The sequence below is a fragment of the Bacillus sp. LJBV19 genome (assembly GCF_017797845.1).
Taxonomy (GTDB): domain Bacteria; phylum Bacillota; class Bacilli; order Bacillales; family Bacillaceae; genus Bacillus; species Bacillus velezensis.
Genome location: NZ_CP072563.1, coordinates 1,061,516 through 1,088,229, shown reverse-complemented (window position 1 = coordinate 1,088,229; position 26,714 = coordinate 1,061,516). Strand labels below are relative to the sequence as shown.

Annotated in this window: 24 protein-coding genes; 12 read left to right on the top strand and 12 right to left on the bottom strand. The window is 49.6% G+C overall.

Annotation, left to right across the window (positions count from 1 at the left end):
- Positions 1–10: 10 nt before the first annotated feature.
- The 3 genes from iolX to J6600_RS05495 all read right to left on the bottom strand — a co-directional run bounded on the left by iolX (position 11) and on the right by J6600_RS05495 (position 3,191).
- Positions 11–1,042 (bottom strand): scyllo-inositol 2-dehydrogenase, encoded by a 1,032-nt coding sequence (gene iolX / locus J6600_RS05505; RefSeq protein WP_017417427.1) that lies wholly within the window; start codon positions 1,040–1,042, stop codon positions 11–13.
- 224 nt (positions 1,043–1,266) lie between these two features.
- On the bottom strand, positions 1,267–2,292 hold the full coding sequence (locus J6600_RS05500) for a LacI family DNA-binding transcriptional regulator (RefSeq protein ID WP_209388081.1): 1,026 nt from the start codon (positions 2,290–2,292) through the stop codon (positions 1,267–1,269).
- A 35-nt stretch (positions 2,293–2,327) separates the two neighbouring features.
- A complete protein-coding gene (locus tag J6600_RS05495; RefSeq protein WP_025649568.1) occupies positions 2,328–3,191 on the bottom strand; it encodes an AraC family transcriptional regulator in 864 nt (287 codons plus the stop codon).
- A 122-nt stretch (positions 3,192–3,313) separates the two neighbouring features.
- On the opposite strand from J6600_RS05495, the gene J6600_RS05490 reads away from it, so the two are divergent.
- Entirely contained in the window at positions 3,314–4,681 is a 1,368-nt protein-coding gene (locus J6600_RS05490) for an MATE family efflux transporter (protein ID WP_003155121.1), read from the top strand.
- Positions 4,682–4,716: 35 nt separating this feature from the next.
- Here the strand turns inward: J6600_RS05490 and J6600_RS05485 are convergent, their stop codons facing one another.
- Positions 4,717–5,457: a squalene/phytoene synthase family protein gene (locus J6600_RS05485; protein ID WP_110124631.1), complete on the bottom strand. Its 741-nt coding sequence runs from the start codon at positions 5,455–5,457 to the stop codon at positions 4,717–4,719.
- Between the two features lie 85 nt (positions 5,458–5,542).
- Positions 5,543–7,384, bottom strand: a complete 1,842-nt coding sequence (asnB, locus tag J6600_RS05480; protein ID WP_209388080.1) for an asparagine synthase (glutamine-hydrolyzing) — start codon at positions 7,382–7,384, stop codon at positions 5,543–5,545.
- Between the two features lie 175 nt (positions 7,385–7,559).
- Here asnB and J6600_RS05475 point away from each other — a divergent pair, with 175 nt between their 5' ends.
- Positions 7,560–8,102 carry a DUF2777 family protein gene (locus J6600_RS05475; protein WP_209388079.1) on the top strand — a complete coding sequence of 181 codons (543 nt, stop codon included), beginning with the start codon at positions 7,560–7,562 and terminating at the stop codon, positions 8,100–8,102.
- A 200-nt stretch (positions 8,103–8,302) separates the two neighbouring features.
- Here the strand turns inward: J6600_RS05475 and J6600_RS05470 are convergent, their stop codons facing one another.
- Both J6600_RS05470 and J6600_RS05465 read right to left on the bottom strand, forming a co-directional pair.
- Entirely contained in the window at positions 8,303–8,659 is a 357-nt protein-coding gene (locus tag J6600_RS05470; RefSeq protein WP_003155128.1) for a YisL family protein, read from the bottom strand.
- Between the two features lie 93 nt (positions 8,660–8,752).
- Entirely contained in the window at positions 8,753–9,658 is a 906-nt protein-coding gene (locus J6600_RS05465; RefSeq protein ID WP_202729492.1) for a fumarylacetoacetate hydrolase family protein, read from the bottom strand.
- Between the two features lie 217 nt (positions 9,659–9,875).
- Between J6600_RS05465 and J6600_RS05460 the strand changes: the two genes are divergently transcribed.
- The 7 genes from J6600_RS05460 to J6600_RS05430 all read left to right on the top strand — a co-directional run bounded on the left by J6600_RS05460 (position 9,876) and on the right by J6600_RS05430 (position 12,230).
- Entirely contained in the window at positions 9,876–10,091 is a 216-nt protein-coding gene (locus tag J6600_RS05460; RefSeq protein WP_014417374.1) for an aspartyl-phosphate phosphatase Spo0E family protein, read from the top strand.
- Between the two features lie 189 nt (positions 10,092–10,280).
- The gene (locus J6600_RS05455) at positions 10,281–10,502 is read left to right on the top strand and encodes a spore germination protein (RefSeq protein WP_003155135.1); all 222 of its coding nucleotides are present in this window, start codon (positions 10,281–10,283) and stop codon (positions 10,500–10,502) included.
- A 12-nt stretch (positions 10,503–10,514) separates the two neighbouring features.
- A complete protein-coding gene (locus J6600_RS05450) occupies positions 10,515–10,751 on the top strand; it encodes a spore germination protein GerPB (protein ID WP_007409164.1) in 237 nt (78 codons plus the stop codon).
- A 35-nt stretch (positions 10,752–10,786) separates the two neighbouring features.
- Positions 10,787–11,404 carry a spore germination protein GerPC gene (gene gerPC, locus J6600_RS05445; RefSeq protein WP_014417373.1) on the top strand — a complete coding sequence of 206 codons (618 nt, stop codon included), beginning with the start codon at positions 10,787–10,789 and terminating at the stop codon, positions 11,402–11,404.
- On the top strand, positions 11,401–11,577 hold the full coding sequence (locus tag J6600_RS05440; protein ID WP_003155141.1) for a hypothetical protein: 177 nt from the start codon (positions 11,401–11,403) through the stop codon (positions 11,575–11,577). The genes gerPC and J6600_RS05440 overlap by 4 nt, the downstream gene beginning before the upstream one ends.
- Complete coding sequence (locus J6600_RS05435; RefSeq protein WP_014417372.1) at positions 11,577–11,972, top strand: spore germination protein GerPE; 396 nt, start codon at positions 11,577–11,579, stop codon at positions 11,970–11,972. The genes J6600_RS05440 and J6600_RS05435 overlap by 1 nt, the downstream gene beginning before the upstream one ends.
- Before the next feature lie 39 nt (positions 11,973–12,011).
- Entirely contained in the window at positions 12,012–12,230 is a 219-nt protein-coding gene (locus J6600_RS05430; RefSeq protein WP_003155143.1) for a spore germination protein, read from the top strand.
- A gap of 43 nt (positions 12,231–12,273) precedes the next feature.
- On the opposite strand, the gene J6600_RS05425 is transcribed toward J6600_RS05430, so the two are convergent.
- From J6600_RS05425 to addB, 5 genes are all read right to left on the bottom strand, one after another.
- The gene (locus J6600_RS05425) at positions 12,274–12,567 is read right to left on the bottom strand and encodes a hypothetical protein (RefSeq protein WP_017417418.1); all 294 of its coding nucleotides are present in this window, start codon (positions 12,565–12,567) and stop codon (positions 12,274–12,276) included.
- A gap of 15 nt (positions 12,568–12,582) precedes the next feature.
- Entirely contained in the window at positions 12,583–15,975 is a 3,393-nt protein-coding gene (gene sbcC / locus J6600_RS05420) for an exonuclease subunit SbcC (protein WP_209388078.1), read from the bottom strand.
- A complete protein-coding gene (gene sbcD / locus J6600_RS05415; protein ID WP_209388077.1) occupies positions 15,972–17,144 on the bottom strand; it encodes an exonuclease subunit SbcD in 1,173 nt (390 codons plus the stop codon). Before sbcD ends, sbcC begins: the two co-directional genes overlap by 4 nt.
- A 64-nt stretch (positions 17,145–17,208) precedes the next feature.
- Complete coding sequence (addA, locus tag J6600_RS05410) at positions 17,209–20,913, bottom strand: helicase-exonuclease AddAB subunit AddA (RefSeq protein WP_209388325.1); 3,705 nt, start codon at positions 20,911–20,913, stop codon at positions 17,209–17,211.
- A complete protein-coding gene (addB, locus tag J6600_RS05405) occupies positions 20,900–24,400 on the bottom strand; it encodes a helicase-exonuclease AddAB subunit AddB (protein ID WP_209388076.1) in 3,501 nt (1,166 codons plus the stop codon). The genes addA and addB overlap by 14 nt, the downstream gene beginning before the upstream one ends.
- A gap of 140 nt (positions 24,401–24,540) precedes the next feature.
- Here addB and J6600_RS05400 point away from each other — a divergent pair, with 140 nt between their 5' ends.
- The 3 genes from J6600_RS05400 to J6600_RS05390 all read left to right on the top strand — a co-directional run bounded on the left by J6600_RS05400 (position 24,541) and on the right by J6600_RS05390 (position 26,704).
- Positions 24,541–25,254 carry a DUF421 domain-containing protein gene (locus J6600_RS05400; RefSeq protein WP_017417413.1) on the top strand — a complete coding sequence of 238 codons (714 nt, stop codon included), beginning with the start codon at positions 24,541–24,543 and terminating at the stop codon, positions 25,252–25,254.
- Between the two features lie 68 nt (positions 25,255–25,322).
- The gene (locus J6600_RS05395; RefSeq protein ID WP_007610501.1) at positions 25,323–25,832 is read left to right on the top strand and encodes a ferritin-like domain-containing protein; all 510 of its coding nucleotides are present in this window, start codon (positions 25,323–25,325) and stop codon (positions 25,830–25,832) included.
- A gap of 251 nt (positions 25,833–26,083) precedes the next feature.
- The gene (locus J6600_RS05390; protein WP_209388075.1) at positions 26,084–26,704 is read left to right on the top strand and encodes a TetR/AcrR family transcriptional regulator; all 621 of its coding nucleotides are present in this window, start codon (positions 26,084–26,086) and stop codon (positions 26,702–26,704) included.
- The last annotated feature ends 10 nt before the right edge of the window (positions 26,705–26,714 follow it).

Sequence of the window (26,714 nt, the reverse complement as noted above, 5' to 3'; positions counted from 1 at the left end):
TTCGAATCTATCATAATCCGGCATATCCGAAGGCGCCCGGGGTAAGCTTTACAGGCCTTCCGGTTTTAAACGATTCCGTCGCGGCGATCCCGATTTCTAAGTTAATCGTGGCATCGACGTCTGTCACAATCGGCGTTTCCCCTTTTTTCACACATTCGGCAAAGTGCTCAAGCTCCAGACGGTAAGCGTCTTTAAAGCGGGCTTGAAAATCCGGAATAATTTCGTAGCTGCTGCCTGACTCCGTTAAAATGGTGACATGGCTTTTCCGCAGCGTACCGACCAAGATGCTTCCCGCCGTCCCGATAATTTCGGCGCGGATATCATGCCCGTACGGAGAATTTCGGCTTGCCTCCACATCGCCGGCCGCGCCCGAATCAAATTCAAGATACGTTAATGCCTGATCAACGTCGCCGCACTCCTCCATGAACGGGTGCTTTAAAATTCTCCCGTGCCCGCAGACGGACGTAACTTCGGCATTCATGAGATATCTCGCGATGTCGTAATCATGAATCGAACAGTCAATGAAAAGCCCTCCGCTATGTTTGATAAATTCCGCGGGCGGTGCGCCTTGATCTCTTGTAAATCCTTTATAATAAATGGGCCTGCCGATTTCCCCGGCGTCGATTCTTCTTTTCGCGTCGGCGTATGCCGGATCAAACCGCCTCATAAAACCGACCTGGCAGATGACGCCCGTTTCTTCGATTTTTTTCATGACTTCTTTAGATTCCTCAAGACTCAAGGTGAGCGGCTTTTCAACAAAGATGTGCTTGCCGTTTTCAGCGGCCTTCATGATCATTTCCGCATGTGTGCTTGTCGGTGTGACAATGATGACGGCGTCAATCGTGTGATCTTCCAACAGGTCATACGGATTCTCCGTCCATTTGGCGATTCCTAATTCTTTCGCACACGCTTCCGCCTTTCCCTTCATCGGGTCACAGACGGCCGCAAGCTCGGCTCCCCGAACTTCGCTGACTAAATGCTTCGCATGAAAATACCCTAATCGTCCTAATCCCAGCACCGCACATCTGACTTGATCTGTCATCTATCACCGCTCCTTTTTTCTTGAGGCCGCATGCCGCAATGGCGCAAGCGGTTTCTCTCATTAAATAGAAATCATTATTTTGAAAGCGCTTTATTTATAACCCAAGCTGTTTGCTTTCTTTTCTTGTAATCCGCAGTATATGCGCAAGCGCTTTCTCGAATCTGTTTTAATTTTACAATGCTTTTCTCTCGTTTGACAATGTTTTTCACAGAAAAAAACGCGCCTTATCGCTGCGGGCGCGTTTTTGCCGGTGCCGTAGAATGCCTGATGACGAGTTCCGGAGATAAAATGATTTTGCTTTTTGTTTTTTTCTTCCCTTGAATCTCATCAATGAGAAGTTCAACGACACGCCGCCCCATTTCGCGTATGGGCTGAGAAATCGTCGTGAGCGGCGGTGCCGTCATTTCAGCGAGAATGGTATTGTCAAAGCCGATGACGGACAGGTCTTCCGGCACCCGAATGCCCCGGGAGCGCGCCGCCTGTATCACTGCGCATGACAAGACATCATTAAAGGCGAAAACGGCGGTCGGAAGGTCTCTGTCAAACAGCTCGCCCGCTGCCTGTTTTCCGCTTTCCAGCGAATATTCCGTCGGTATGATCAGCGATTCATCTAGTGTCATCCCCGCTTCCCGCATCGCTTTTCGAAAGCCTTTGATTCTGTCTCTTTCACCCGTCGTCGAACCGTTGCCGACGATACAGGCAATTCTTTTATGGCCTAAAGATATGAGATGCTCAGCCGCCGTATAGCCGCCGAGAAAGTCATCGATAATGACGACGTCCATCGGCGCGAGCGGTTTATCCTGCGTAATCATTGCAAGCGGGATGCCCGATTTCACCATATCATCAAGCACTGTGACGCTGTCATCATGATCAAGTCCCGTCGCGAAAATAATGCCGTCCGCCTGCTTCTGCCGCAGCATCGAAAAATACTTCGTTTCTTTTTCAGGCTGATAATCGGTGCTGCAGATAATGATATGAAATCCCAGTGCACCGGCGCTGTCTTCAATGCTTTTCGCCAGTTCCCCGAAAAACGGGTTTGAAATATCCGGGGTGATCAGGCCGATCATATTCGTCTTTTTGCCCGTCAAAGCGGATGCGTGAACATTCGGATGATAGTCCATCTCCTCCATGACACGGAGCACCATCCGGCGGGTTTTGTCACTGATCCTCCCCGTATTGTTGATGACCCGCGAGACCGTCGAGATGGAGACGCCCGCTTTTTCGGCCACGTCGTAAATTGTCATTTTCATGCTTACCGATCCCTCTTCTGTTCTCTGGTTTTAGGTCAGTCCGTTTTCCGGCTTACGAATTTGCGGTATTCAAGCGGCGAAATGCCTTCAATCTGTTTAAACAGTTTGGAAAAATAGGTTGGGTCCTCCATGCCGATGGCGTCCGCGATCGCCCCCATTTTGTCATTGGTTGCGGACAAAAGACGTTTCGCCTCCGTCATTCTGACTTTGTTCGTATACTGGCCGGGCGTGACGCCGAGCACCTGTTGCATGCAGCGGGTCACGTAGTCTTGGTTGTAATGAAGAGCCGAAGAGAGCGCTTTGATGGTTGTTTTCTCCTGATAGTGCTCCTGCAGGTACCGGGCGGCCTCCCATGCGACTCTTTCCTTTGCGGACGGGATTTGGAACGCTTCTTTCTGAAGATGGAGCAGCAGCTCTTCAAACAGAATCTGCTTTCTGAGCGGCAGATCGGAGTTCTCTGCGCTGTCATCGGTCAGCACACTGAATTGCCCGGCCATAAACTGCGGGCGTCTCACCTTCCCTTTTTGCGGCAGGGACAGGCGGTAGCGGGACGGCTCTTCAAAGCTCCCTTTTTTTCGCCTCAGCTCCGACCAGTTGTTCCCGGTTGTTTCCGTCACCTCATAAGCCGCTCCTTCAAAATGAAGCCACGAATAGGATGTCGTTTCTTCACTGCCTTTTGTTCCGTAATGTTCAAGGCCGGGAGAAAGCAGAATATATTCTCCCGCTTCAACGGAAAAGGCGTTTTCGTCTTCTGTAATGTAGAGGACGCCTTTTTTCACATACAGCAGATCAAACACCGGGAAGACCCGTCTCACATGGGTTTCGCCTTTTTTGAACACTCCTTCTCCCGCAGCGATAAAGACCGGGAACGGAGGAACTGTGAACTCGAGAAAGGACATATTTTCGGCCCTCCTTTTTAAGTCGGATTTTTGCAAGAAGTTTCGTTTCTCTCCCTTTTTATTATAAGAAAATGGAGGTACACTTTTAAACGTTGATTTTGTCAGGAAAGGGGTTAAAAGAAATGAAACAAGCGATTTTAAAACGGGCTGCGTTCAAACAATCCTCTGATCACAAACTCTCATTATACGCGCTGACTTGGCCGATATTTATTGAGGTTTCATTATATATGTTTATGGGAAACGCCGACACTCTTATGCTTAGCCAATACTCTGACAACAGTGTGGCTGCCGTGGGTGTCAGCAATCAGATTTTAAATTTAATTATCGTGATGTTCAGCTTTATCGCAACGGGTACGACAATTGTGATTTCACAGTTTTTAGGATCTAAACAGAAAAAAGAGGCGCAGGAAGTGGCTTATGTATCAATAGGAGCGAACTTTGTCATCAGTCTCGCCATCAGCGCCGCCATATTTTTTGCGGCCGTTCCGCTGCTTCATGTGATGGGTCTTTCCAATGAATTGATGCCGGATGCCAAAGTCTTTTTGCAGGTGGTCGGCGGGCTGTCCTTCATTCAGGCTTTGATTATGACATTCAGCGCCATTTTAAAAAGCTACGGTCATACGAAGGATACGATGTTCGTTACGATCGGGATGAATATTTTAAATATTGCCGGAAACTTTCTTGTCATTTTCGGGCCGCTCGGCCTTCCTGTGTTAGGCGTCGCCGGTGTTGCGATGTCAACGTCCTTTGCGCGGATCATCGGACTGATCGCGATGATTGTGATCGTCAAAAAACGCATCGGACTCGGTCTGACATGGCAAAAGATTTTTCACGTCCATAAAGAGCACTTGCGGAAACTCCTGAAAATCGGGATTCCGTCTGCCGGCGAACAGCTGTCTTACAACATTTCACAAATGGTTGTCACTTATTTTATCGCCATTATGGGCGCTCAGGCGCTTACAACAAAGGTTTATACGCAAAACATCACCATGTTTATCCTGCTGTTCGGAACGGCGATCAGCCAGGGCACACAGATTTTGATCGGCAGATATATCGGCGCCAAACGGTTTGACGACGCTTATGACCGCTGCATGAAAAGTCTGTACTGGGCGCTTGGCATTGCCGCTTTGACATCCGTGATCATGACCTTGTTTTCAAAGCAGCTGATCGGAATTTTCACAAGCAGCCCTGACATTATTGCGACGGCGAGCATGCTGATCGCCATGACGATCATTCTTGAGCCCGGCCGTTCATTTAATGTCATTATTATCAACTCGCTGCGGGCTGCCGGAGATGCAAAATTCCCCGTTTACATGGCGATGATTTCCATGTGGGGTATCGGACTGCCTCTCGCTTATCTGTTCGGCATCCATTTCGGATTGGGGCTTATGGGCATCTGGATTTCATTTATCGCGGATGAATGGGTCAGAGGCATTCTTATGTACAGAAGATGGCGGTCGCGGATTTGGATTCAAAAAGGGATTGCATAAACGCCCGAAGCTTCGTTATGAAGCCGGGCGTTTTTTTATGCTTGCGAAAGCCGTTGTCTCATGTCACCGAGCTCTGACCGGTAATGTGCCAGCAAACCGGTAACGGCGGGCCTTGAGTATAACGGAAACAGCTCCAGCGCTTCAGACGCCTCCTCGAAATACGCCTCGGCCTCGAATGCGATGTACTCCCATACATTCATAAAAGCTTTGTTGACGGTATGGCTCTCCAGCTCTTCTTCCGTATAGCCGAATTGCTTCATCACCTGGCGCGGGAGACGCTTTTTCGCCCGCTCATCCGTATGGACCCCCAGAAGCACCCGGGTCAGCTGAATGGCTGCTCCTAATGAAACGGCTGCATGGCGGAGTTTCTCTTGGTTCCGGCGCGCGCAAACCGGCAGCAGAAGCAGGCCGAGGGCTCCGCCTGTTTGGCCCGCGTACATCAGCAGGTCATCAAACTCTTGATAAGTTACTTTTTCTCTGTCAGAGATTTGGCCGGCGATAAACTCACGTAACGGCTCTTCTTCAAGCGCAAATTGCTGCCGCACATCGGCGAGCGCCTCCCACAAAAAGCCGTCGGCGCCTGTCCCGTTCAGAAAGTCTTGTACCGCCTGTTCAAATCTCCCAAGTTCCTGCACATCAAGCCGGTCAGCTTCGTGAAACAAAGCAAGCACCGCCCATGCGGCCCGCCTGTTTTTTGGCGGCAGTGATGAGAAAGTCCGTTTATATAAAGGAAAGTGCGCCTCGGCAAGCTGGGCGCATGTTTCGTATTCGGTCATGGTATCACTCCTCTGTTTTTTAGTGTACCATATGTTTCACAATAAAAAGACCGATATCCTTCAGCGGAAACCGGTCGCGGCACTGTTATTCTTCTATATCGATACGGTACGCCTCAAACCATGTATGGATCTGGGCAAGATGGGCGATCAGCTGCGGGCCTTTCATCAGCTGGCCGAACCACGGAACCTGAAAAGATGAACCTTCTGTCTCCAGCAGCATTTCCAGCTTCTTTCTGTCAAGCAGGGTGTGAAGCACGGAATCTTTCTGTTGTAAAATCGTTTTCAGCCATTCTGTGACCCCCTGCGTGTATTTCGGGTGATGCGTTTTCGGATAAGGGCTTTTTTTGCGGTACAAAATATCTTCAGGAAGCAGTCCTTCAAGCGCTTTCCGCAAGATGCCTTTTTCCCGGCTGCCATGCATTTTCATTTCCCAAGGAATATTCCAAACGTATTCCACAAGTCTGTGGTCGGCGAACGGCACCCGTACTTCAAGACTTGCGCCCATGCTCATGCGGTCTTTGCGGTCGAGCAGATTTGTCATAAACCAAAGCATATTTAAGTAGAACAGCTGCCGTCTCGCTTTATCTGTTCCCGTCTCACCGTCTAACAGCGGCGTTTCCGCAATGGTTTCTTCATATCTCGCATTCACGTATTCCCTAAGATTCAGCCGTTTTTGCCACTTTTCATCCAAGAGCGTGATCCTCTCCTCAGTCGACCTCATCCAAGGAAATCCGTCTTCTTCTGCCGCGGTGTGAAACCACGGATATCCGCCGAAAATTTCGTCCGCGCATTCTCCGGAAAGGCTCACGACAAAATCTTTTTTAATTTCCCGGCAGAACCATAATAGCGAGGAATCAACATCAGCCATGCCCGGCAGGTCTCTGACGAGAACGGATTCCTCCAGATGTTCAACCAGCTGATCCTGCGTAATCACGCACTTATGATGCTGTGTGCCGTATGCATTTGTCATTTTATCGATCCACGGGCCGTCATCATTCGGCTGAAACGCGCTCGCTTTAAAAAATTTGCTGTTCTCCTCATAATCAATTGAATAAGTATGAAGGGGATCTCTGCCTTGTTTCTCAAAATGAGCGGCGGCTATCGCGGTTATCGCGCTCGAATCAAGCCCCCCTGATAAAAACGTGCAAACCGGCACGTCAGATACGAGCTGGCGTGTCACTGCATCCTGAAATAAGTACCGAATGTGAGCCGCGGTTTCATCGAAGCTGTCTGTATGCTTTTCGCTCTTTACATTCCAATAACGCCATATGGACAAACCGTCCTTTGAGAAAGTGAACGCATGAGCGGGACGCAACTCGTGAATTCCTTTAAACACCCCGCAGCCCGGAGTTCTGGACGGCCCGAGTCCGAATACTTCCGCAAGTCCGCCGCTGTCTGTGCGGGCTTTCACATCAGGATGAGCAAGGATGGCTTTCAATTCCGACCCAAACAGAAAGGAAGAGCCGTGTTCTTTATAAAAAAACGGTTTGACGCCGAGCCGGTCTCTTGCCCCGAACAGCCGCTCGCGCTTTTCATCCCAGATGGCAAAAGCGAAAATACCGTTCAAGCGGTTCACGCACTCCTCCCGCCACTCAATATAGCTGTGCAGCAGCACTTCTGTATCAGAGGTCCTCTCAAAACGGTGGCCCCTCGCCTGAAGCTCCTTCCGCAGTTCCTCCGTGTTATACAGCTCGCCATTATAAATGATCGTGTACGTCTCCTCTTGATGCGTGCAGGCCATCGGCTGGCGGCCGCCTTCAATGTCAACGACCGAAAGTCTTTTATGTCCGAATAAAACATGGGGCTCTCCCCAGACGTTTGAATCATCAGGCCCTCGTTTTGAAAGAGTGTCTATCATATTGTTCATAATATGTTTCTCTTGGACGAGCTGCTTTTGAAAATCGACCCAACCCGCAATTCCACACATGTGATATCAGCTCCAATCCCGTTTCTGTCGGTATCAAATTCGTTTCTATCAGCACTTTACCCAGTTTATGCAAAGAAACGCAGATAGTTGATTTGTCCCACTAAGAGTTGTATGAGACAAGCCCGATTTGGAAAGAACGGAAGAGAAGAAACAAACAAAGGAGACCGGCACGGTTATGAAACGAAAACAGCTTTTCTCAGAAAAAAACAAATGGGGGCGCGGCACCCTGATGATAGAGGACGGCATCTGCCTCGTCGAAAACGATGAAGGCGATATCCTGCTTGCAGACAGTCTAGGAAACGCAGACGTATTGATGAAACGCAGCGGCAGATGGCAGCCGGCACGGATTTGCGGCGGTGCGGCCGAAATCGGCGCAGACACCATCCCCCTGCTCGGCGGGGAAGAAATCCGTTATGAAAAGCCGGTCAAACGGCCGCTGTTAACCTTGCTCGATTCGCTGGACGATGAAACGTTTCTGCTGTTTCTCAGCCATCTTCACGGGTTCGGCCTGTCTGTATATGATTGCGTATTTTCCTACAATCAGGCGCTGTTTTCCGGTGAAGGCGTTTCGTTTTATCACTTCTCGGCGGATGACGCACAATGCGCCCTGCAGCATCACCGCGGCAGCTCGGGTAAACACGACAGATTTGAATGGACGGCATCTGACGGGCGGCGCTCCATTATGTATTCAGCGGCAAAACAAGACGGCACCGCATAACAAACAGAACGGCACTTTTAAATAGGTGCCGCCTGATGTATTTAGCTTTGTTTTTCACGCTGATTGACGCCCGGCGTTTGCTTTTACCCTTTACAGCCGTAGCTTTTGCGGTAACGAGAGTGATTGACGCTGGCACAGTTGCGCAAAATGTATGCGCAACTAAAAAAACCCGGATGCATCCGGGTTTTTCAAGCGACTGATTAAAATACGTGAAAGCCGATCGGCAAGTGAAGGCCGAGCAGCACCGTCAGGACGAGCACGATAATAAAACCGATCCACAGTCCGCCGGTTGATTTGCCTTTTTTCTTACGGATGACGAGCATTTCCATCAGTCCGATGGTAATGATGCCGAGCAGCATTTTTCCGGCGTATTCTCCGTTCCAATTCGCAAAACGGACGAAAAGCTCAGCTCCGGTCAGAATAATAATAATGTAGAATAAGCGCAGAATCATATGCGTAATTTTTGCGCCCTTCGCTTTTCCGGCACCGTACAGCCCGTAGCTGACAAACACCAGGATAAGCGCAACGACCCATGAAGTAATATGCCAATGTGTCATTATGTTCAATTCCCCCTATCAGATCAATCTGCCTCACTTATGGTACCACAACAAGCCGCCCGGAGCATTATCAATCGTGCGAAAGACACACAATTATCCGATTTGGTTCGACAGCGTGCCGATCGGTTCAATTGTAATGTCAATGCGGTCCCCCGGCTTTAAAAATTTCGGCGGCTTAAACCCTTTTCCGACACCGGACGGCGTCCCCGTCGCTATAATGTCACCGGCTTCAAGCGTCATCCCTTTTGACAGCGTCTCGATTAATTCAGCTATCGGAAAAATCATGTCGCCCGTTGATCCTGATTGGCGCAGTTCTCCGTTCACCCGCGTTTCAACTTTCAGGCTTTGCGGATCACTGACGGCCGACTTATGTACAATGACCGGGCCCATCGGGCATGTCGTATCCAGGCTTTTGCCGATAAAAAACTGTTTATGTTTTTTCTGCAGATCGCGCGCTGTTATATCATTTACAATGGTATAGCCGAATATATGATCAAGCGCATGTTCTTTGGAGATGTGCGATCCGCTTTTTGATATGATTACCGCAAGCTCCCCTTCATAATCAAGCTGCTCCGTTACGTCCAAGTGGCTGTTCACTGTTTCTCCGTGTCCTGTAACGGCAGCGGGGGCTTTCGTAAAAACCATGGGATGCTCCGGTATATCAGCCTCACTCCCCATTTCAACGGCATGATCACGATAATTTTTCCCGATGCAGATCACGTTCTTTGAAGGTCTCGGAATAGGCGCGCAAAGCTTTATGTCAGACAGCGCATACATAAATGAACCCGACTCGTCATTCGGTTTTTTCGCCCATTCCGCAAGCTGTCCGGCATGCGCGACAAACTTATCTCCTTTTTGAATGCACTCGATCAGCGAACCCGGAATCGTCTCAAGTTCAAACAATTTTTTTTCAGCCTTTTGCAGATCTAAGATTTTGTCATCATCAATGATCAGACCGACAAATTTTCGGCTGTTCAGTTCCCCTGTCGCAAATTTCATGTTAATCCCCCATCATTTTTAAATCTGGCATTCCTTTATGTATTCTTCCTCCGGGCGGGAAATTCCTCTTTTAAACAGGCTGAAAATAAGTGTAAAAGAGTATCAAAAATTGTCACTTTTTTAGTCATATTGACGAAATAAAACCTTCTTGGACAAAATGGGTTATACTATTATCATCCTATGTTTTCCAAAATAATCGAGAATTGGAGATCACACGATGAACAAAATTGAAGAAAAAAGATTAACTTTATTCGAGACAGCGCAAAAATTCGGAATCAATGCGACGGAGACCATCAGGTGCAGCCAGGAGCTGGACAGCCTTTTAAACGGGTGCCGGGGCGGGCTCATCCAACAAACGAAAGACAGCGGGCTGAACCCGTCCGTACAGATTGAGCACGGCCGCACCGCAGGAAAAAAAGAGGCTTTCTCATAAACGTGATGTGTATATAAATCTGTATCATTTATGTATAAGGCCCGGCATGCGTATAGCGCCGGTGTTTTTACGTCTAAAGTTTTTTCCGCTCACAAAAATGTGCATTTGTCATAAGCTATTTTAGGCAGGCAGCCCAGATAAGCTCCTGGAGTGCAGTCATGAAAATCTTCACGAAAAGGATGTGCTCGTATGCCCGCAATTGTCGGAGCGTTTAAAATTAATGCCGTCGGTACGAGCGGAGTCGTTCATATAGGCGACTGCATCACCATTTCTCCAAAAGCAGAGGTTAAGACATTTGCCGGAGCGGGCAGTTTCAATACCGGAGACAATCTCACACTGACGAATTACAGAAATTCAACGAATGTGTACGATAATGATGTAATCGATCAGCCGATGGCAGGAAACGCATAAAGGAGGCGCCGTATGAATTTTTACGTCAATCAGTCGATCCATATCAATTATATGCGTGTAGAATCTGTCAGCAATTCCTCCATACTGCAAATCGGAAGCGCCGGTTCAATTAAATCTCTTTCCAATCTGTACAATACAGGGAGTTATGTTGAGCCGGCGCCGCCTGTCACCGCGGGGCAGCAGACTGTAACAACAGGGGGAGGTCCCGGCACCTCATCATTTGTACCGCTCCAGCCGCCAAGCCGGTAGTTTAAATGAAGGAAACGAGACGCGAGGTGAATGTCATGTATGATCAATCCGTTTCATCCTACCTGCAGAATTTAAATTCTTTCGTCCAGCAGCAGGCGCAGCAGATTCAGGAGCTCGAACGGCAGCTGAAAGAATTCCAAAATGAAATTTCAACGCTGAAGCAGCAGCCTTCTACAAGAATCGATCGGCTCGAGTATAAATTTGATCAGCTGAAAATTGAACGGCTGGAAGGAACGCTGAATATCGGATTGAATCCGACTGATCCGAATGCCGTGCAAAACTTCGAAGTCGGCCAGACATCTCCGCAGGTCGGAATGATGCAGCAGGAACAGGCGGGCCAGCAAATGCAGCAAATCCGTCAAAACGTCGATATGTACCTGAATGAAGAAATCCCCGCGCTTTTAGAGAAGCTCGAAACTCAGTATGAGAGCAGGCTGGACGAAGCGAACAAATATCATATTATTGAAGATATCAGAAAGCAGATGGACAGCCGGATTCAGTATTATCTGTCCCATGTCCCGAAAGAAGAAAATACGGCGCCCGCGCAATATGCCGAGCAGATTGCCGAACATGTGAAGCGTGATATTGTCAGGGCCGTCGAGCACTTTATTAAGCACATACCTGGTGAAATGAAAGGTGATGATCCGTCATGATTTTTACAGTGATTAACCGGAATATTGAAGTCGGCGACATCCGGTCTACCGGTGTATCCAGTTCTTCCTTATTATTAATCGGCGACACCGATTCCGTCTATCTGTCTTCCATCTTTGACACGCCTCCGGAATCTCTTATTATCGGGCCTTATGTGCCGCTGGCGCCGGAATAATGTTAAAGCGCATTTCACGCCTCCGGAACGCCAAAATCAATTCAGTCGGGATTGCGAGTGTCTTTCAAGCAGGCGATACGAATGAAATCAATATGCGGGTCAAAGTATTGGCCGATCAGCGTAGTCTTGCTGTATACAGAGATGATGAAGGCTCATTTAACAAAAAAGAATACCAGATCTTTCGGCAGCCGGCCGTCATGCCGTTACCGGAAACGGGAGTCCAAAGCGCATTCTGCCATGAAAACCCTTCAATTCGGGTAAGGAATGTGAAAGTTCAAGGGGTATCGTCAGCGTCCGTGGTTCAAATCGGATCGACGTCGATCGTTCTGGGAGATTCGCGGCTGAAACATATTAGGCAGATCTTCACATCAAGCTCACAATCACAGCAGCCCTGACATATAATGACGGTGAGACTTCTATAAAGGGTGTCGTTTATGCCAGCAATTACCGGACCTATAGCTATCAATTCCATATCGGGCGGAGTCGTAAACTTTGGTGATTCCTTTTACCTTTCTCCAAAAAGCTCTTCTAAATCTGCGCTCGGTTCGGGAGCAGGCAATACCGGAGATTTCCTGCTATTAAACAACGTTGTCAATGCGACAAACTATATAGACCCCGATGTCAGCGATCAAAATGTGGTCGGAAACGCCTAAAAAGCAGCCGCTCTTTCAGAAGAGGGCTGCTTTTGGTTCAGCGTTATGTTCGTTCATTTGCTTTTTTTGTTTTTACAAGCTTTTTTGGCGGCTGTTTTCTGATCCATTTCACAAACCGCGCGAGTTTCGGGTCACGCCGCAGCTCTTCTATTCCCGCGAGCCTTGCCGCAAGCTCCTGATTCGTATAGAGCGCGTGAACCTGTTTATGACAAGGGATGCAGAGCATTGCGGTCGGAAGGAATGTCCCGCCTTCTTCCTTAGGCGTTAAGTGGTGCTCCGTCAGCCGCACATGATGACGGCCGCATAATTCACATGTGCCCTCGGCAGAATCGGCCATAATTCCTTCTCCTTTCTACATGATCTCCAATGTGACCCGGGTGCCTTTCCCGCCCGGTTCGGACGGATGAACGATTAATTTTTTCGGCAGACGCGCTCTCAGCTCCTGCACATGGCTGATCACTCCGACGGATAAGTTGTCCGATTGCAGCTTTTCGAGCGCTGTGACAACGGTGTCTAAGAGCCCTTGGTCAAGAGTCCCGAATCCTTCATCTAAGAAAAAGAATTGCAGCGGGTATTGCCCCCGCAGCTGAATCTGGGCGGACAAGGCAAGCGCAAGCGACAGCGATGTCAGAAACGTCTCCCCGCCGGAAAGGCTTGATACGGGCCGTTTGACGCCTCCGTTCGCGTCATCACGCATGACGAAACCGCCTTCTGAATCGACTAATATGGCATACCGCTGCCTTGTCAGCGCTCCGAGACGGGCAGAGGCGTCTCGAGCCACGCTTTCCAGCTGTTCTTCCGCTAAAAATTCGACGAATGTATTGCCTTTACATACAGACTGGAGCTTATCAAGCCTGTCAATCTGTGTCTGCCAGCTTTTCAGTTCGGCTTCAATCTCTTTAAAGCGCTTATGCTGTTTTTGCATAACCGCGTAGGCTTTTGCCTGTGCTCCTTTTTCCTCCATGGCGGCGCCTGACTCAGCCTCTGCCTGCTTCAGCAGAGAAACGGATGCTGTCCATTCTTCCTCCGATATCCGGCGGTCGGCTAATTTATCAGTAACACGGCTGATATTTGCCGATAGCTGTTTTGAGGTGTCCAGGAACTCATCTATTTCTTTTTTCATTTCCTCTGCACGCCCTTGCGGAAGCAGACTTTTTTTGACTTGGTCCGGCTCGGTAAACCCGGTGTCTTTTGACCTCACGCGCCAGTCGTTTTGCGCTTTCTCAAGGGAGGTCTCAGCATCCCTGAGTGACATGAGACTCCCGGATTCCCGGCCTTTTGCGTCATTCAGTGATTGCTGCGCCTGCTTCAGCGCATCGAATAGGGACTGCTCTTTCGATTTTAACAGCTGTAATTCCTGCCGCACCGCTTCCAGCTTTGCGGAAATTGATGTTTCTTCAGCTGCTGTTCCGAGCTCTTGTTCATATCCGTCAATCACCTGCTGCAGGCGCTCAGACGCATAGTGAAGCTCGAGCCGTTCCCGTTCAAGCCGATGCTTCATCTCCTGCAGGCGTTCTTTCTCCTCTTCATGTTCCTTGAGGAATGCGATGCTTGTTTCAATGCGCTTCTCACATTCTTCTGCCTGCCTGTCCTTCTCATCTATCGAAGCCTGCCAGGCGTCAATCCGGTTTGGCGGAATATCACCGCAGACTTCGTTGTACTGATTCAATCGGCTTTCTGACAGCGATTCAAGCTCTTCTAATGAATGTCTGAGCCGGTCGGCTTCTTTTTCCTCGTAGCGGATTCGTTCGGCCAGCTGCTCAGCTTGTTTCACCGTCTGCTGATGCGCGCTGATCAGTCTTGTGACCTTCTCTTTTACCGACAGCATATCCTGTTTCATTTGTTTCCACTCCAAGCGGACGGCGCTGAACGCTTCATCAAGCGGGCGTCCGCTGATGGAGGAAGCGGCTTCCAGCTCCGGAACCCGGGCGCTTTGCAGAAACGGACATTCTTCGGTAAAACGCCCCGACTGTTCTTCTAATGCAACCTTGGCTGTCAGCACTTCCTGAGAAAGAGCCGCCGCCTCAGAAAGCAGCGCTTCAACCTGCTGCAACTGTTCCTGTACAGCCGTATCAGGCGAGAATGTTTCATGAGCGGAACGCGGGCGGTCATGCTGCGTCGAGCCGCATACAGGACAAGGCTTTCCTTCGATTAGTTTTTCCGATAATTCTTTTGTTAATGCAGCCGTTCTCGCTTCCTCTGAGCGCCTGCGGAGATCGGCTTGCGTTTTGTCAGCCCGTTCGGCTGCGGCTTTCAGTGAACGTTCCGTTTCACAGACCATATGGTAAACGGTTTGAAGCGTTTGATAAGCGTGCGTAATGTCTTCCTCTTCCGTTTTCGCTTTCGCTGTGAGCGACTCGCTTTCTCCGTTCAGCTTCTCCACGTTTTTCAGCTGCATTGTCAGATTGGCCCGCTCTTTCGTGATTTGTTCCTGTGTCTGCTGAAAGCCCGCCGCCAGCTGTGCTGCGGTCTGGCATTTTTTCCGTTCATCGGCGGTCACTTGAACTGTTTTCAGCTCTTCTTTCAGCTCATTCTGCCTGTTTTGGCCGCGGGTCAGGCGGTCTTTCACTGCGGCCAGCTGTTTCGAGGCGGCTTCGTATTCTTTCTCTTTTTTGCTGTGTTCCGCATTTGTTTTTTCCGCTTCTTTTTTCGCTTCAAGCAGTTTTTGTTCAATGGCTGAAAGTCTTTGATACAGCTCATCTTCCTTGACAAGCTTCGGCTCCTGTTCGGCCTTATGGGCCCGCCATGCTTCATAGGCTTCATTTTGCCGGGTAAATGTAACGGTTTCCGCCTCTGATTTCCGTTTGGCCAGTTCGTGTTCCTGTTCGGCGCGCTGCTTCCGGCGGACGGCTTCTGTGTAACGGTCTGCGTACGGCTCAAGGGCGAGAGCTGTTTCCGACTCTTTAAGACGCTCAGTCAAATCCGTGATGTACGGGCGTCTTTCCTCAAGCTTTTTCTCCCGGCGCTCATATTCATCTCTTTCTGTCTGCAAGTTCCAAATTTCCTGGTGATTCTCAAAACGCTCTTTTGCCCGGACCCGTTTCTTCTCAGCTTCTTCAAGCCGTTCGTTCGCTTCGTGAAACTGCTGTTCAGCCTGCTTCAGCGCATCTTCTCCTGCGTCTCCGAGGCCGGATTGTTCGGCCAGCATTTCTTTTTTTTTCGCTGCCGCTTCCTGCGCCCGCCGCCGCAATTTTTTGACAAGCCTGTCCCCGTACTGTTCCAGATTAAACAGGCGCTGGAGCATATGTCTTCTTTCCGCGCCTTTAAGCGACAGAAACTCGGCAAACTTTCCTTGCGGCAGCACGACGGCTCTTGTAAAGTCGTCAATGGTCAGGCCAAGAAGCTCCTCTACCTTTTTGTTCACTTCATTCGCTTTATCGGCCAGCACCGTTTGTTCGTCTTTGATTTCAATCAGGCGGCAGAGGGCGGTTTTTACTTTCGTTTCATCCGTTCTCTTAAAAACGCGCTCGACCTTGTAGGAAACCCGGTGGCCGGATTGAAGCGCGAATGTAAATGAGACGGCGAGCTGATCTTCGGCATGATTCAGGATGCCGTGCGTATTATTTGCGGCGCGCTCCACTTTTCCGTATAAAGCGAGTGTCATGGCATCAAGGATCGACGATTTTCCGCTTCCGGTCGGCCCGAAAATCCCGAACACCCCGGCTCCTGACAGTCCGGCAAAATCAATGGTCTGTTCCTCTCTGAAGCTGTGGAGCCCTTTTATCGTTAACAGAATCGGCTTCATGTCGCATCCTCCTCATCATCTGCTGACGCAAGCTCTAAAAACAGCTTGACCATCTCCTCATCCGGCACGCCGCCGCCCGTTTGTTTTTCATAAAACTTCTTAAATCGATCCTCAATTGATGTGTGTTTCACTTCAATCCGGCCATTGCCGGTCTCTTTTTCTTCAAAAACCGGCCTGATATGGATAAAGCCGGGATGCGCCTTTCTCAGCCGATGAATTTCCTCGAGAGAAAGCTGATCCGTCAAATGGATATCAAGGTCGATCCAGGCATTCCGGTCACGCCCTTCATCGAGCCAGCCGTGAACCTCGCTCAGCCCCTGCGCTTTCCATTTGACGAGCGGTTTACCGGAAGACAGGAAAACCTCTTCCCACTTCGCTTCTCCGCCGGGCTTCGCTTCTACCACCGTCACCGATTTGGCATAACCGGCTTCTGAAAAGCTGTATGCGAGCGGAGAGCCTGAATAACGGGCAGCCGTCTTGGCGCGCTTGATCGTTTGCGGACGGTGGAGATGGCCGAGAGCCACGTAAGCCGCATCAGCCGGCAGGCTGTCAGCGGCAACTGTGTAAGCGCCCCCGACTTCAATCGGACGCTCTGAATCGGTCTGATTTCCCCCCGCGACATAAATGTGGCTCGCCGCGATTTTCACGGCATCGTCCCGGCACAGTCCGCACATGTGAGCAAACGCCTCTCTGATTTTGACATCGTAATGATCGCGAAGAAGCTTTTCCTCAAACGTATCAGAAAGCACTTCGTTTAATCTCGCCTCTGACGGATATGCCAGCGCGGCTACGGCTAACAGCTCGTCCGCCGACGGCACCTCAATATGCACGGGTTCTGTCCGCGGATAGCCGATTAAATGAATGCCGCGCTCATTTGTTAACGGAGAAGCCGCCGCCAGCCTGTCGGGATTGTCATGGTTTCCGGCAATGACGACGACCGGTCGTTTTCCGCCGTCAGAAAGCGCGGAAAGACTTTCATAATACAATTGTTCAGCGAGCGCAGGCGGGTTGACCGTATCAAATACATCCCCCGCCATAATGACCGCATCAATATTTTCTTCCTTGACAATGGTATTCAGCTCTTCCAATACCTCGGCCTGCTCGCTCAGCCGGCTTCTGCCTTCCAGCGTTTTGCCGAGGTGCCAGTCAGCTGTATGTAAAATGCGCATACCGCATTCACCTCACTTTTTGATAGAAAAAAAGATCCGCTCCAAAAAGGAGCTTCGGATCTTGTTACAGTGTAAGAACGTGACCTCCATCGAAGAAATAGAGCGCACGCCCTTTCACTTTCGTTTTTGTAATTTGTTCAACCGCTTTTGTATATAATTCGATTTGTGTTTCATACCTTTTTTGCAGAATCGGAGCCGCGCCTTCAAATCCGTTCCGGAATTTCCCCTCTATCCGGTCTGTTTTATAGTCCAGCAAATAGAGGCCGTCCGCCGTTTCGTAGAGGCAGTCAATAATCCCCTGCACGAGCAGCGGTTCACCGGCCGTTTCGGCATCCTTGTACACCTCGCCGGCCGGAAGCGCCATACTGAACGGCACTTCCCGGTCAATCCGCAGCGCCCCGAGAAGGTCTTTCCCGATTTCAGTTCCGAAAAACTGAACAATTTCTTCTATATCAATAGCTTCCTGCTGCTCTTCTGTCAGCAGCTCTTTTTCGTAAAGCATCCGGACCGTCCGCTCCGCTTCTTCGGCAGTCGGCACGTGCGTCAGCGGTATGTGCTGCATCACCGTATGCATCGCCGTTCCTTTTTCGGCGGCTGTCAGCCCTTTTTTCATCATAAAACCGGGACGCCTGTATAAAAGCGTGTCTCCTGACGGTTTGATGAGAGAGCGGCCGCTGTATTCATCCTCGTATTCTTGCTTTCTCTTCAGCTCAGAAACTGACTGCTTCGTTCTGATAGCCGTCAGCTCTCGGTACGGATATTCCCATTCAAGCAGACGGCGCGCCTGATCATCAAATGAAAACGAACCAGGAATCGGCTCGCCCTGCTGAATCGCTTTGAGACGTTTGCTCTTTTCTTCAGCACGTTCTTTTGGATTCTCTTCCAGCAATTCACTTTGCTGCAGCATCCGGATGTGAAAACGCGACGGGTCGCGCGCGATATCCTCAGACGATGAAAGTCCCGGCGTCCTGTGCGCCTCCATGTCACGGTGGCGGATGAGCGCCGGCCCGATAAAGTCCAAATAAGATGACGCCTGATAGCGGTCGAATTCAGAAAGAAGCCAATCAGCCCGGTCTGCTTGCGCCTGCCATTTGGCCAGCTGTTTTTCCCGGTTTTTGCAGGAACCGACGAGAAACAGCTTTTCCTTCGCTCTGGTCAGCGCCACATACAATACGCGCAATTCTTCGGATAAGAGCTCTCTGCGCATCTTTTTCTTCATCGCCACAAGCGGAAGAGTCGGATAGCTGATTCTGAGTTCCGGATGAATGTACTTCGTGCCGAAACCGAGCTCTTTATCAAGCAGATATGATTTGTTGAGATCCATCATATTAAAACTTCTGCCGAGTCCGGCGGTGAAAACGACGGGGAATTCAAGTCCTTTGCTGCTGTGGATCGTCATCAGCCGAACGACATCCTCCTGCTCGCTGAGCGCCCGGGCCGTCCCCAGATCATCGCCGCGCTCCTGCATCCGTTCAATGAACCGCAAAAAGCGGAATAACCCGCGGAACGCCGTCGCTTCGTACGAGCGCGCCCGGTCATACAAGACGCGCAGATTGGCCTGGCGCTGCTTTCCGCCAGGCATGCCGCCTGCATAGTCAAAATATCCGGTATCGCGGTATACTTCCCAAATCAGCTCAGACACCGAATGATTCGTCGAAAATGACCGCCACTTTTGCAGACTGTCATAAAAGGTTCTCAGTTTTTGATACAGGTCATCATGCCTGTCACCGTTCGCTATATATGCTTTCAGCGCTTCATAAAACGGCGCTTTTTTCTTTTCAAGGCGTATCAGCGCAAGTTCATTTTCATCACATCCGACGATGGGCGAGCGCAGCACGGAAGCAAGCGGAATATCCTGATACGGATTATCAATCACCTTCAAGACTGAAAGCGCCGCAGCCACCTCCACGGCTTCAAAGTAACCCGACGTCAAATTGGCGTACACCGGAATGCCCTGGTTTTTCAGCTCTTCCATTAATTGCGGCGCCCACGGCATGGAGCGCAGCAAAATCACGATATCCCGGTACTGGATATTCCGGTGTGTTTTTGTTTTGCCGTCATATACCTTAAACGGAGATGAGACAAGCTTTCGGATCTCCCCGGCTATCGCTTTCGCTTCCCAGTGCACGGTTTCAAAGTCTTCGGCATCCTCGGCGCTGTCTGCGTCATCAGCGCTGTCAATCAGCAGCATTTCCGTTTTTGCCGCGTCATTCGGCGGATACGATGCGCCGAGCTTCAATGCCGCCTGTTCATCGTAGTCCACTTCGCCGATTTTTCCGCCCATCAGCTGCTTAAACAAGAAATTCGTACTGTCCAAAATATCGGAGCGGCTGCGGAAATTTTGGTTCAGATCAATTTTCTGCCCTGCGCCTTCCCCGCTTTCTGTAAACCTTTTATATTTCCCGAGAAACAGCAGCGGCTCAGCAAGTCTGAAACGGTAGATCGATTGTTTGACGTCGCCTACCATAAACAGATTTCCCGCCTCTTCATTCCCGCTTTTAACAAGCTGCAGGATAGACTCCTGCACAAGATTGGTATCTTGATATTCATCAACCAGAACTTCATGAAAATGGTCTTGATAATAAACGGCCGCTTCGCTCGGCACCCGCCGGCCTTCTTCATCAACCGCAGTTAAAATCGCCAGGCAGTAATGTTCCAAATCTGAGAAATCAATAATTGATTTTTCTTGTTTCGCCGCTTCAAATCGTTTTCCGTACGATATCACGAGCTGAACGAGCGTTTCGATGACAGGCTTCATATCTGTTAAACTCTTTAAGTGATCTTGCGGACTTCTTGTAAAGTAATCTGTCTTTAACTTTTCGATCAGTTTCTTCGCGCCGTTTCGCAAATCGGTCGCTTCGTCCAAAAGCGCTTTGTCAAATTCATCACCCTTTACCGCCTTCGCCCGCTTAAATGAGACTGCGGGAACCCGTTCATACAGCGCATCGAAGTCATGCCGGCAGCTGATCAGCTCTTCTATCTGCTGAAGGTCATCCAGAAAATTATCAGCGCGCGGCGCCGGCCCGCCGGGCGCTTTTGTCAGTTCAAGCGCCTTCTCAAGCTTTTGTTTTGCCCCGAAGAGCGCCATTTCAACATCTTCTCTCACATACTGGTAAAACGGAAGCTCTTCCATTTTGCTTTCTTCCGTCACGTCATACAGGCGGACAAAGCTTTGCAGCCACGCTTCCGGGTCAGGATGCGACCGGGAATACTCGTACACCCGTTTGACAAGGTCTTGAAGATCCAGATCATGCCTGTCTGTCGTATATCTGTCCGCAAGCTCAAAAAACGCCTGATCCCCTTTTGCGTATTCATCTTCAAACAGCTCATCAAGCACTTCGTCTCCGAGCAATTCGCCTTCCGTCTGGTCAGCCATCCGAAAACCGGGGTCAAGATCAATCATATAATAATATTTTTTAAGCACTTGCAGACAGAAAGAGTGAAGCGTCGAAATGCTCGCCCGATTTAATAGAGAGAGCTGCCGTCTGATATGCAGAGATCCCGGATTTTTGGCGAGCTCTTTTTCTAATGCTTCCGCGATCCGATGCTTCATCTCCGCTGCTGAGGCGTTTGTAAAGGTCACCACAAGGAGCCTGTCAACATCAACCGGATCTTCCTCCGCGGTTATCTTTCTGATCATCCGTTCCACGAGCACGGCCGTTTTACCTGATCCGGCTGCGGCAGCGACCAGAATATCGCGGCCGGAAGAAACGATGGCGCTCCATTGGTCATCCGTCCATATGCTGTCTTTCGGTTTAGGAATTTGCATCATCATCCGCCTCCTTCTTCAGCCAATCCAGTATAGTGCCGTCTTTTTCCGCTTTCAGGCTGCGGTATTCATTTTCCTTAAGCGACTCATCAAACTGGCATACCGATTGAAACGCACAGTACGTACAAGGCGTCTTATCTTTCAGCTTATACGGGGTAATGGACACAAGCCCGTCCGTTATCGCTTCGCCCGCCTGTTCAAATGTCCGCCGCACATGGTCTGTCAGCAGATGAAAATCCTGTTCGCTGACCGCGGCTGAGTCGGATCTTAAAGACCCGTCCTTTTTCAAACCGGCATTGACGATATTTGAACGCCCTTCCTCCAAAGTCGTGTCCATCAGGCTGATCGCCTCCCGGTCACCGAGGAGAAGGCCTTTCATTTTAAATTTCTTGAAAATTTCCTGCTCGATTTCATCAAGCCCCATCGGCAGACTGGCCTGAATCATCGGATCATGAATATGGAAATACAAAACGCCTGCCGGTGTCGCTTTCATGCCGAGCCAATCCGCGGAATGTGTAATCGATAAGTCAAGATATGTGAGCATTTGCAGAGCGAGCCCGTAATACACCTCAGCCAGATCAAGCCCCCTGTCGCTTGATTTATAATCAACGATTCTCAGCAGCAGGCCTTTTGAGCTTTCCGCTTTATCCACGCGGTCGATCCGTCCGACGAGTTCCATCGTACAGCCGTTTTTCAGCGTGAAAGTGAGCGGAGGCAGCGGCCCGCTTCCGCCGAAACCGAGTTCAAGACCGACCGGGACGAAACCGCTCGCCTTCGCATGCTCGCTTAATATGCCTGAAACACGAGTGACGATCTTCTGCAGTTTTTCCTTCACATAAAAGTGTCTGTTTGAGCTGAGCAGAATCTCTTTTTGCAGCTTTGGCGCAAGCCGTTCCACCGCTTCATAGGAGAAATTCCGGCACTGATCTTTCGTCAGATCGCGCCATTCCAGCTTCTGCTCACGAAGCCGGTCTGAAATCAGCTTCAGGCTGGAGTGAAACAGCTGGCCGATATCCGGCGCTTCCAGCTTGAAAAACTGCCGCTCTTTTAATTGAAGCCCGTGAGATGCAAAATGAGAGAACTGGCAGGCATTAAACGCCTCCATCCGGGAGACGCTTCCTTTAATATGCTCGCCGTAAAGCTGGCGCGAAACAGGCCGTTCAAGACGCTTCGCCTCATTGCGGAAAAACAGGCTTGAAAACAGCTTTTTCGCACGTTGGTGATCAGACTCTTTCATCAGCACATTGTATGCGCTCCACCATACGTCACTGATCTCGTACTCTCTTGTCCACAGCCTGAGCTGACTTGCCGTATATGTCTGAGCCACCTGTATATTGACGAGATACTGAAGCTGCTCTTCTTCGCTTACCTGCTCGGGATCAGCCGCTGACAGCTTTTCCTGATGATCGGGAAACAGCTCGCCAAGCCTGTTTACAACGATTGACGGCAGGAGCGTTTTTCCTTCCGCATCGGCAATCGGGTATGACACATAAAGACGGTCAGACGGACTCGACAGCGCCATATAGATGAGAAAATGCTCATCAAGCAGCCGCTCACGCCCCGCGGAAGACAGCTCCACTCCGACCGCTTTCAGCCACTCCCGGTCATCATCAGACAGCACGCCGTTTTCATCCGGGCGCGCCGGAAGAACGCCGTCATTGGCCCCGATGACGAATGTGCAGGACGTGCCGTACATTCTTGAGAGATCCATATTCCCTACAAATACTTGGTCAAGCGCAGGAGGAATTAAAGAAAAATGAAGCGATTCCGTTCCCGTTTCAAGCATTTGCTGGAACAGCGCCAAAGATATTTCATCTTCACCCATCATGCCGGCAAACTCCTCGAGAAGCTGGATAACGGCATCCCACGCCTGGCCGTGCTGCTGCGCTTCGATCATGTTTCCGGCCTCTTCGGCCCGCTGCCTTTTTCGGTCCAGCTTCAGGGGAACATCGGTATCTTCCAAAAAGAGATAAAGAGCCTCCGCCATGCTTTGAACCGTTTTCGCCTTTTTCATCCGGTTTTGAAGCCGGACAAGGGGCGCGGCCATCCACTCTTTCGTCTCATTCAGCATTTGCTCCATCTCTATTTCCTGATCTGTCTGCGCGAAATCCTCATCGAGCGATACGAAGCGCCTGTATACAAACCGCTCGCCGCTCGTCCAGCGCTCCCCTTTAATGCCGTAGGCGATACAGTAGTTTTCAAGCTGATCAACCTGCTCTCTTATTTTCTGCTCCGGCTGATCAAGCGGGAATAACAGTTCGGTTTTCGCACAGCGGAACACCGCTTCATATCTCCAGTTCCCCTTCACGACATCCAGGCTTGAACGGATGAATTCAATAAGCGGGTGATGCTGCATAGAAGCTTTTCCGTCAATAAAATAAGGAAGCCCGTAATCGGCAAACACTTCCTTCAGCAAATCTTTATAATCTTCCGGCTGACGGATGAGAATCGCCATATCTTTGTACCGGTATCCTCCGTCCCGGACAAGTGATTGAATTTCCCGGGCAATACCTTCAAGCTCAGCTCTTCTGTTTTGCGCCTGCATGACGGTAAAAGCTTCCTGTCCGCCGGTATACGCCGCGGCGGGACGCACATCGTACTGCGATTCTATACAGGCAAGCTCCGGCACATGCCGATGCCGCTTCGTGCCATGCAGTTCCTTGCAGGAAATCTCGGCATTCAATTCCTTTGCCGTCTGATAAAGCTTATAGTATGTGCTTCCCGTCATTCTGAACAGATCGAGCTCATCCGGTGCCTCTTCCGCCGAAGGGCTGTCCGCCGTCAGCGAGAATGTGACATGTTCAGCATGCATGATCAGCTGCTCCAGCACCCTTAATTCCTGCGGCGTAAATTGATAGAATCCGTCGACGTAAACACGGGCGCCTTTTACAACGTCCGCCAAAGGAATCTGCTGAGCGAGCAGCGTCAAATAGTCCTCTGAATGCAAATAGTGTCCGGCGAGGCTTCTTTCCATCTGCTGATATAAAATGCCTAAATCATGAAGTTTTTCGGACAGCATCCGCTCTCCGCGATATTCTGACGCCGTTCCGCTTTCCGCCATGCGGCGGACGTCTTCAGGCTCAATACAGTACCGCTTAAACTCTGTCAGCATCCGTTCCACCTGCTCAGTGAACCCGGTTTTGTCACTCGCTTTTTGATACACTTTAAACTCGTGCTTATGTTCTTCAATCAGTTTCCTTAAAAGCATCTGCACACCCGTCGTCGTCACAAACGGGCGGTTCATGCCCCCGGTATGCTGAAGCACGCGCCACGCCAAACGCGAAAAACTGAACACTTGAGCGCGTATCATGCCGCCGATATCCGGCGTTTTAGCAAGCTCATATTCCATTAAAAACGTCATTTGATCCGGGACTAGAAAAATGATCGGTTTCCCGAACGGCTCCCGGCGCAGTTCATCTTGAATGCTGTCGATAATCAGCCTCGTTTTCCCACTCCCCGATCTGCCTACTAAAAACTCAACACCCAAATTAGAAGACCCCTCTCTTTTTATCTTTCTACATTTTATCGAAAGTTGACGAAAATGACCAATCTCATCTGCTGGTAAAAACGGGATGACTATTTTAAAAAATATCGTTTTTGACCAAAATAAAGAAAAAAGGACTAATGATGATGTCAGAATATCCCGAAGTGATTGTACGGACGGCTCTGTCGTTCAGCATTCTGTTTATCGGCGCCCGGATACTCGGTAAACAAACCATTTCACAGATGACGCTTTTTGATTTCATTGCGGCCATCTCGCTCGGCGCCATCACGGCAAATCTGTCGTTTAATACAAAGCTGCCGATTCATTATAATGTCATTGCCTACATTATTTTCGTGGCAATCATTTACCTTGTCGCATATCTTTCTATGAAAAACAGGGCCCTTAGGGGTTTCTTTGCAGGCAAACCGACCATTATCATTCAAAACGGTAAAATACTTGAGCATAATATGAAAACGATGCGTTATACCATCGACTACTTGAACCAGCAGCTGCGTGTAAATGACGTATTTGACATTTCTCAGGTTCAGACTGCCATCATTGAAACAAACGGCAGCATGTCAGTGGAGGTCAAACCGGAATTTGCGCCCGTTACAAGACAGGATCTCGGCATCTTTGCCGGACATGAAAAGAACTTTGCCGTTGAGCTGATTATGGACGGCCGGCTGGTGATGAAGAATCTGGAAGAAAACCACGTATCGGAAAAATGGCTGAGAGAAGAATTGGACAAGAGAAACCTCAAACCGGAAGACGTCGTATACGCTGTGCGCGGAAGCAACGGCCGGCTTTTTGTCGACACATACGACGACCATATTACATCGCCGCTAGATCAAGAATAAAAATGACATCCGCACATGTCACGGGCTGCCGCCGTATAATACCCTATAAACATCCGGGGGTGAGTCCAATGCACGAGAATTTTTTTCATTATACAGCCATCTGCAGTGACGATTCTGTGCTTATCAAGGATCTGGTAAAATCCATAAACGGTGAATACAGCGCTGTGATTTGCTACTCAATATTAGCCGAAAAAGCGCCGACCGCAGAAATCAGAAGACGAATCGAACATATCAGAGAAGAAGAAGTGCGCCACCTGCACGCTTTCTCTTCACTGTATACGTCAATTACCGGAAAACAGTTGACGCCGAAACAGACGGAGCATTGTCCGCACACATACAGAGAAGGACTGAGGGCGGCGTTTTATGATGAGCAGAAAACGAATGATTTTTATTTGCAGGCATCCGATAGAGCGGTGCATCCGGAAGCGAAGCGGTTATTTGCCCGCACGGCATTTGACGAGCAGCGTCATGCCGTCTGGTTTTTATACGATATGGCCCACTCTCCTTTCCACCATACAGGGGGAACGGTATCAAACGCGCCGAACACAAGCTACACCGAGGTAAATACCGGAAAATAACGGTTCAGACAGATCACGCTCCCCCGCCGGGAGTCTTCAGACCGCAGACAAACCCCGTTCTTTCAACATGAGAGAATGGGGTTTACTTTTCGAACCGTTTTTATACTCCCTCTAAACAATGGATAACTTCTTCATTGTATAATCAGCAAAAACCCTTTATAATAAAATAAACCAACTGGTCGGTTTTAAACGAACCGAGTCCCGCTTTGCCGGGACAACGATATGAATGAGGCGGAAAGGATCTGTGTGAAGTGACAAATACAAAAGGCGGTGCCGGAAAGAGCGAAAAGACGAAGAACAGGCTCGTATCCGCTTCGCGTGACTTATTTGCAAAAAAAGGATATTCAGAAACATCGATTCGGGATATTTTAGAGGCGGCCGAAATCAGTAAAGGCAATCTATATCACCATTTTAAAGGAAAAGAGTTTCTGTTTCTTCATATTATGGAACAGGATCACCGCGTGATGATCGAGACGTGGAGGGAAATGGAAGCTGATCTGAAAGATGCTGCCGAAAAACTGGCGGGCTATGCGGAGCTGCTCAGCCGGATGAGCATCAATTACCCGCTTATGAGAGCAAGTGAAGAGTTTTATGCGAGTGCGTTTACGTCAGAGGAGGTCGTAAAGCGGCTCAACAAAATTGATATTGAATATGACGATGTGATGAGGGAGATCTTAGAAGAGGGAAATCAAGACGGCAGCTGGTCCATTCATCATGTCGAATCAAAAGTGAAAATCCTGCTATCCGTCTTCTACGGTTTAGATGTGTTATATAAAAACGATACCATTCAGCAAAGAATCGAATTGCAAAAAGAAGCCATCTCCGCGTTTATTCACGGGTCGATCAGCGCTGATAAACAGAATGACAGCTGACAAAGGAGAA

Excerpts from the sequence above, each read along its gene's own strand:
- J6600_RS05475 (WP_209388079.1), top strand. The coding sequence starts at position 7,560 with ATGAAACGAAAACAGCTTTTCTCAGAAAAAAACAAATGGGGGCGCGGC.
- gerPC (WP_014417373.1), top strand. The coding sequence starts at position 10,787 with ATGTATGATCAATCCGTTTCATCCTACCTGCAGAATTTAAATTCTTTC.
- J6600_RS05485 (WP_110124631.1), bottom strand. The coding sequence starts at position 5,457 with ATGACCGAATACGAAACATGCGCCCAGCTTGCCGAGGCGCACTTTCCT.
- J6600_RS05395 (WP_007610501.1), top strand. The coding sequence starts at position 25,323 with ATGCACGAGAATTTTTTTCATTATACAGCCATCTGCAGTGACGATTCT.
- J6600_RS05465 (WP_202729492.1), bottom strand. The coding sequence starts at position 9,658 with ATGAAATTTGCGACAGGGGAACTGAACAGCCGAAAATTTGTCGGTCTG.
- J6600_RS05460 (WP_014417374.1), top strand. The coding sequence starts at position 9,876 with ATGAACAAAATTGAAGAAAAAAGATTAACTTTATTCGAGACAGCGCAA.
- J6600_RS05400 (WP_017417413.1), top strand. The coding sequence starts at position 24,541 with ATGATGTCAGAATATCCCGAAGTGATTGTACGGACGGCTCTGTCGTTC.
- sbcC (WP_209388078.1), bottom strand. The coding sequence starts at position 15,975 with ATGAAGCCGATTCTGTTAACGATAAAAGGGCTCCACAGCTTCAGAGAG.
- J6600_RS05435 (WP_014417372.1), top strand. The coding sequence starts at position 11,577 with ATGTTAAAGCGCATTTCACGCCTCCGGAACGCCAAAATCAATTCAGTC.
- J6600_RS05425 (WP_017417418.1), bottom strand. The coding sequence starts at position 12,567 with ATGGCCGATTCTGCCGAGGGCACATGTGAATTATGCGGCCGTCATCAT.
- addA (WP_209388325.1), bottom strand. The coding sequence starts at position 20,913 with ATGCAAATTCCTAAACCGAAAGACAGCATATGGACGGATGACCAATGG.
- J6600_RS05430 (WP_003155143.1), top strand. The coding sequence starts at position 12,012 with ATGCCAGCAATTACCGGACCTATAGCTATCAATTCCATATCGGGCGGA.
- sbcD (WP_209388077.1), bottom strand. The coding sequence starts at position 17,144 with ATGCGCATTTTACATACAGCTGACTGGCACCTCGGCAAAACGCTGGAA.
- J6600_RS05495 (WP_025649568.1), bottom strand. The coding sequence starts at position 3,191 with ATGTCCTTTCTCGAGTTCACAGTTCCTCCGTTCCCGGTCTTTATCGCT.
- J6600_RS05500 (WP_209388081.1), bottom strand. The coding sequence starts at position 2,292 with ATGAAAATGACAATTTACGACGTGGCCGAAAAAGCGGGCGTCTCCATC.
- J6600_RS05440 (WP_003155141.1), top strand. The coding sequence starts at position 11,401 with ATGATTTTTACAGTGATTAACCGGAATATTGAAGTCGGCGACATCCGG.
- J6600_RS05450 (WP_007409164.1), top strand. The coding sequence starts at position 10,515 with ATGAATTTTTACGTCAATCAGTCGATCCATATCAATTATATGCGTGTA.
- asnB (WP_209388080.1), bottom strand. The coding sequence starts at position 7,384 with ATGTGTGGAATTGCGGGTTGGGTCGATTTTCAAAAGCAGCTCGTCCAA.
- iolX (WP_017417427.1), bottom strand. The coding sequence starts at position 1,042 with ATGACAGATCAAGTCAGATGTGCGGTGCTGGGATTAGGACGATTAGGG.
- J6600_RS05470 (WP_003155128.1), bottom strand. The coding sequence starts at position 8,659 with ATGACACATTGGCATATTACTTCATGGGTCGTTGCGCTTATCCTGGTG.
- J6600_RS05455 (WP_003155135.1), top strand. The coding sequence starts at position 10,281 with ATGCCCGCAATTGTCGGAGCGTTTAAAATTAATGCCGTCGGTACGAGC.
- J6600_RS05490 (WP_003155121.1), top strand. The coding sequence starts at position 3,314 with ATGAAACAAGCGATTTTAAAACGGGCTGCGTTCAAACAATCCTCTGAT.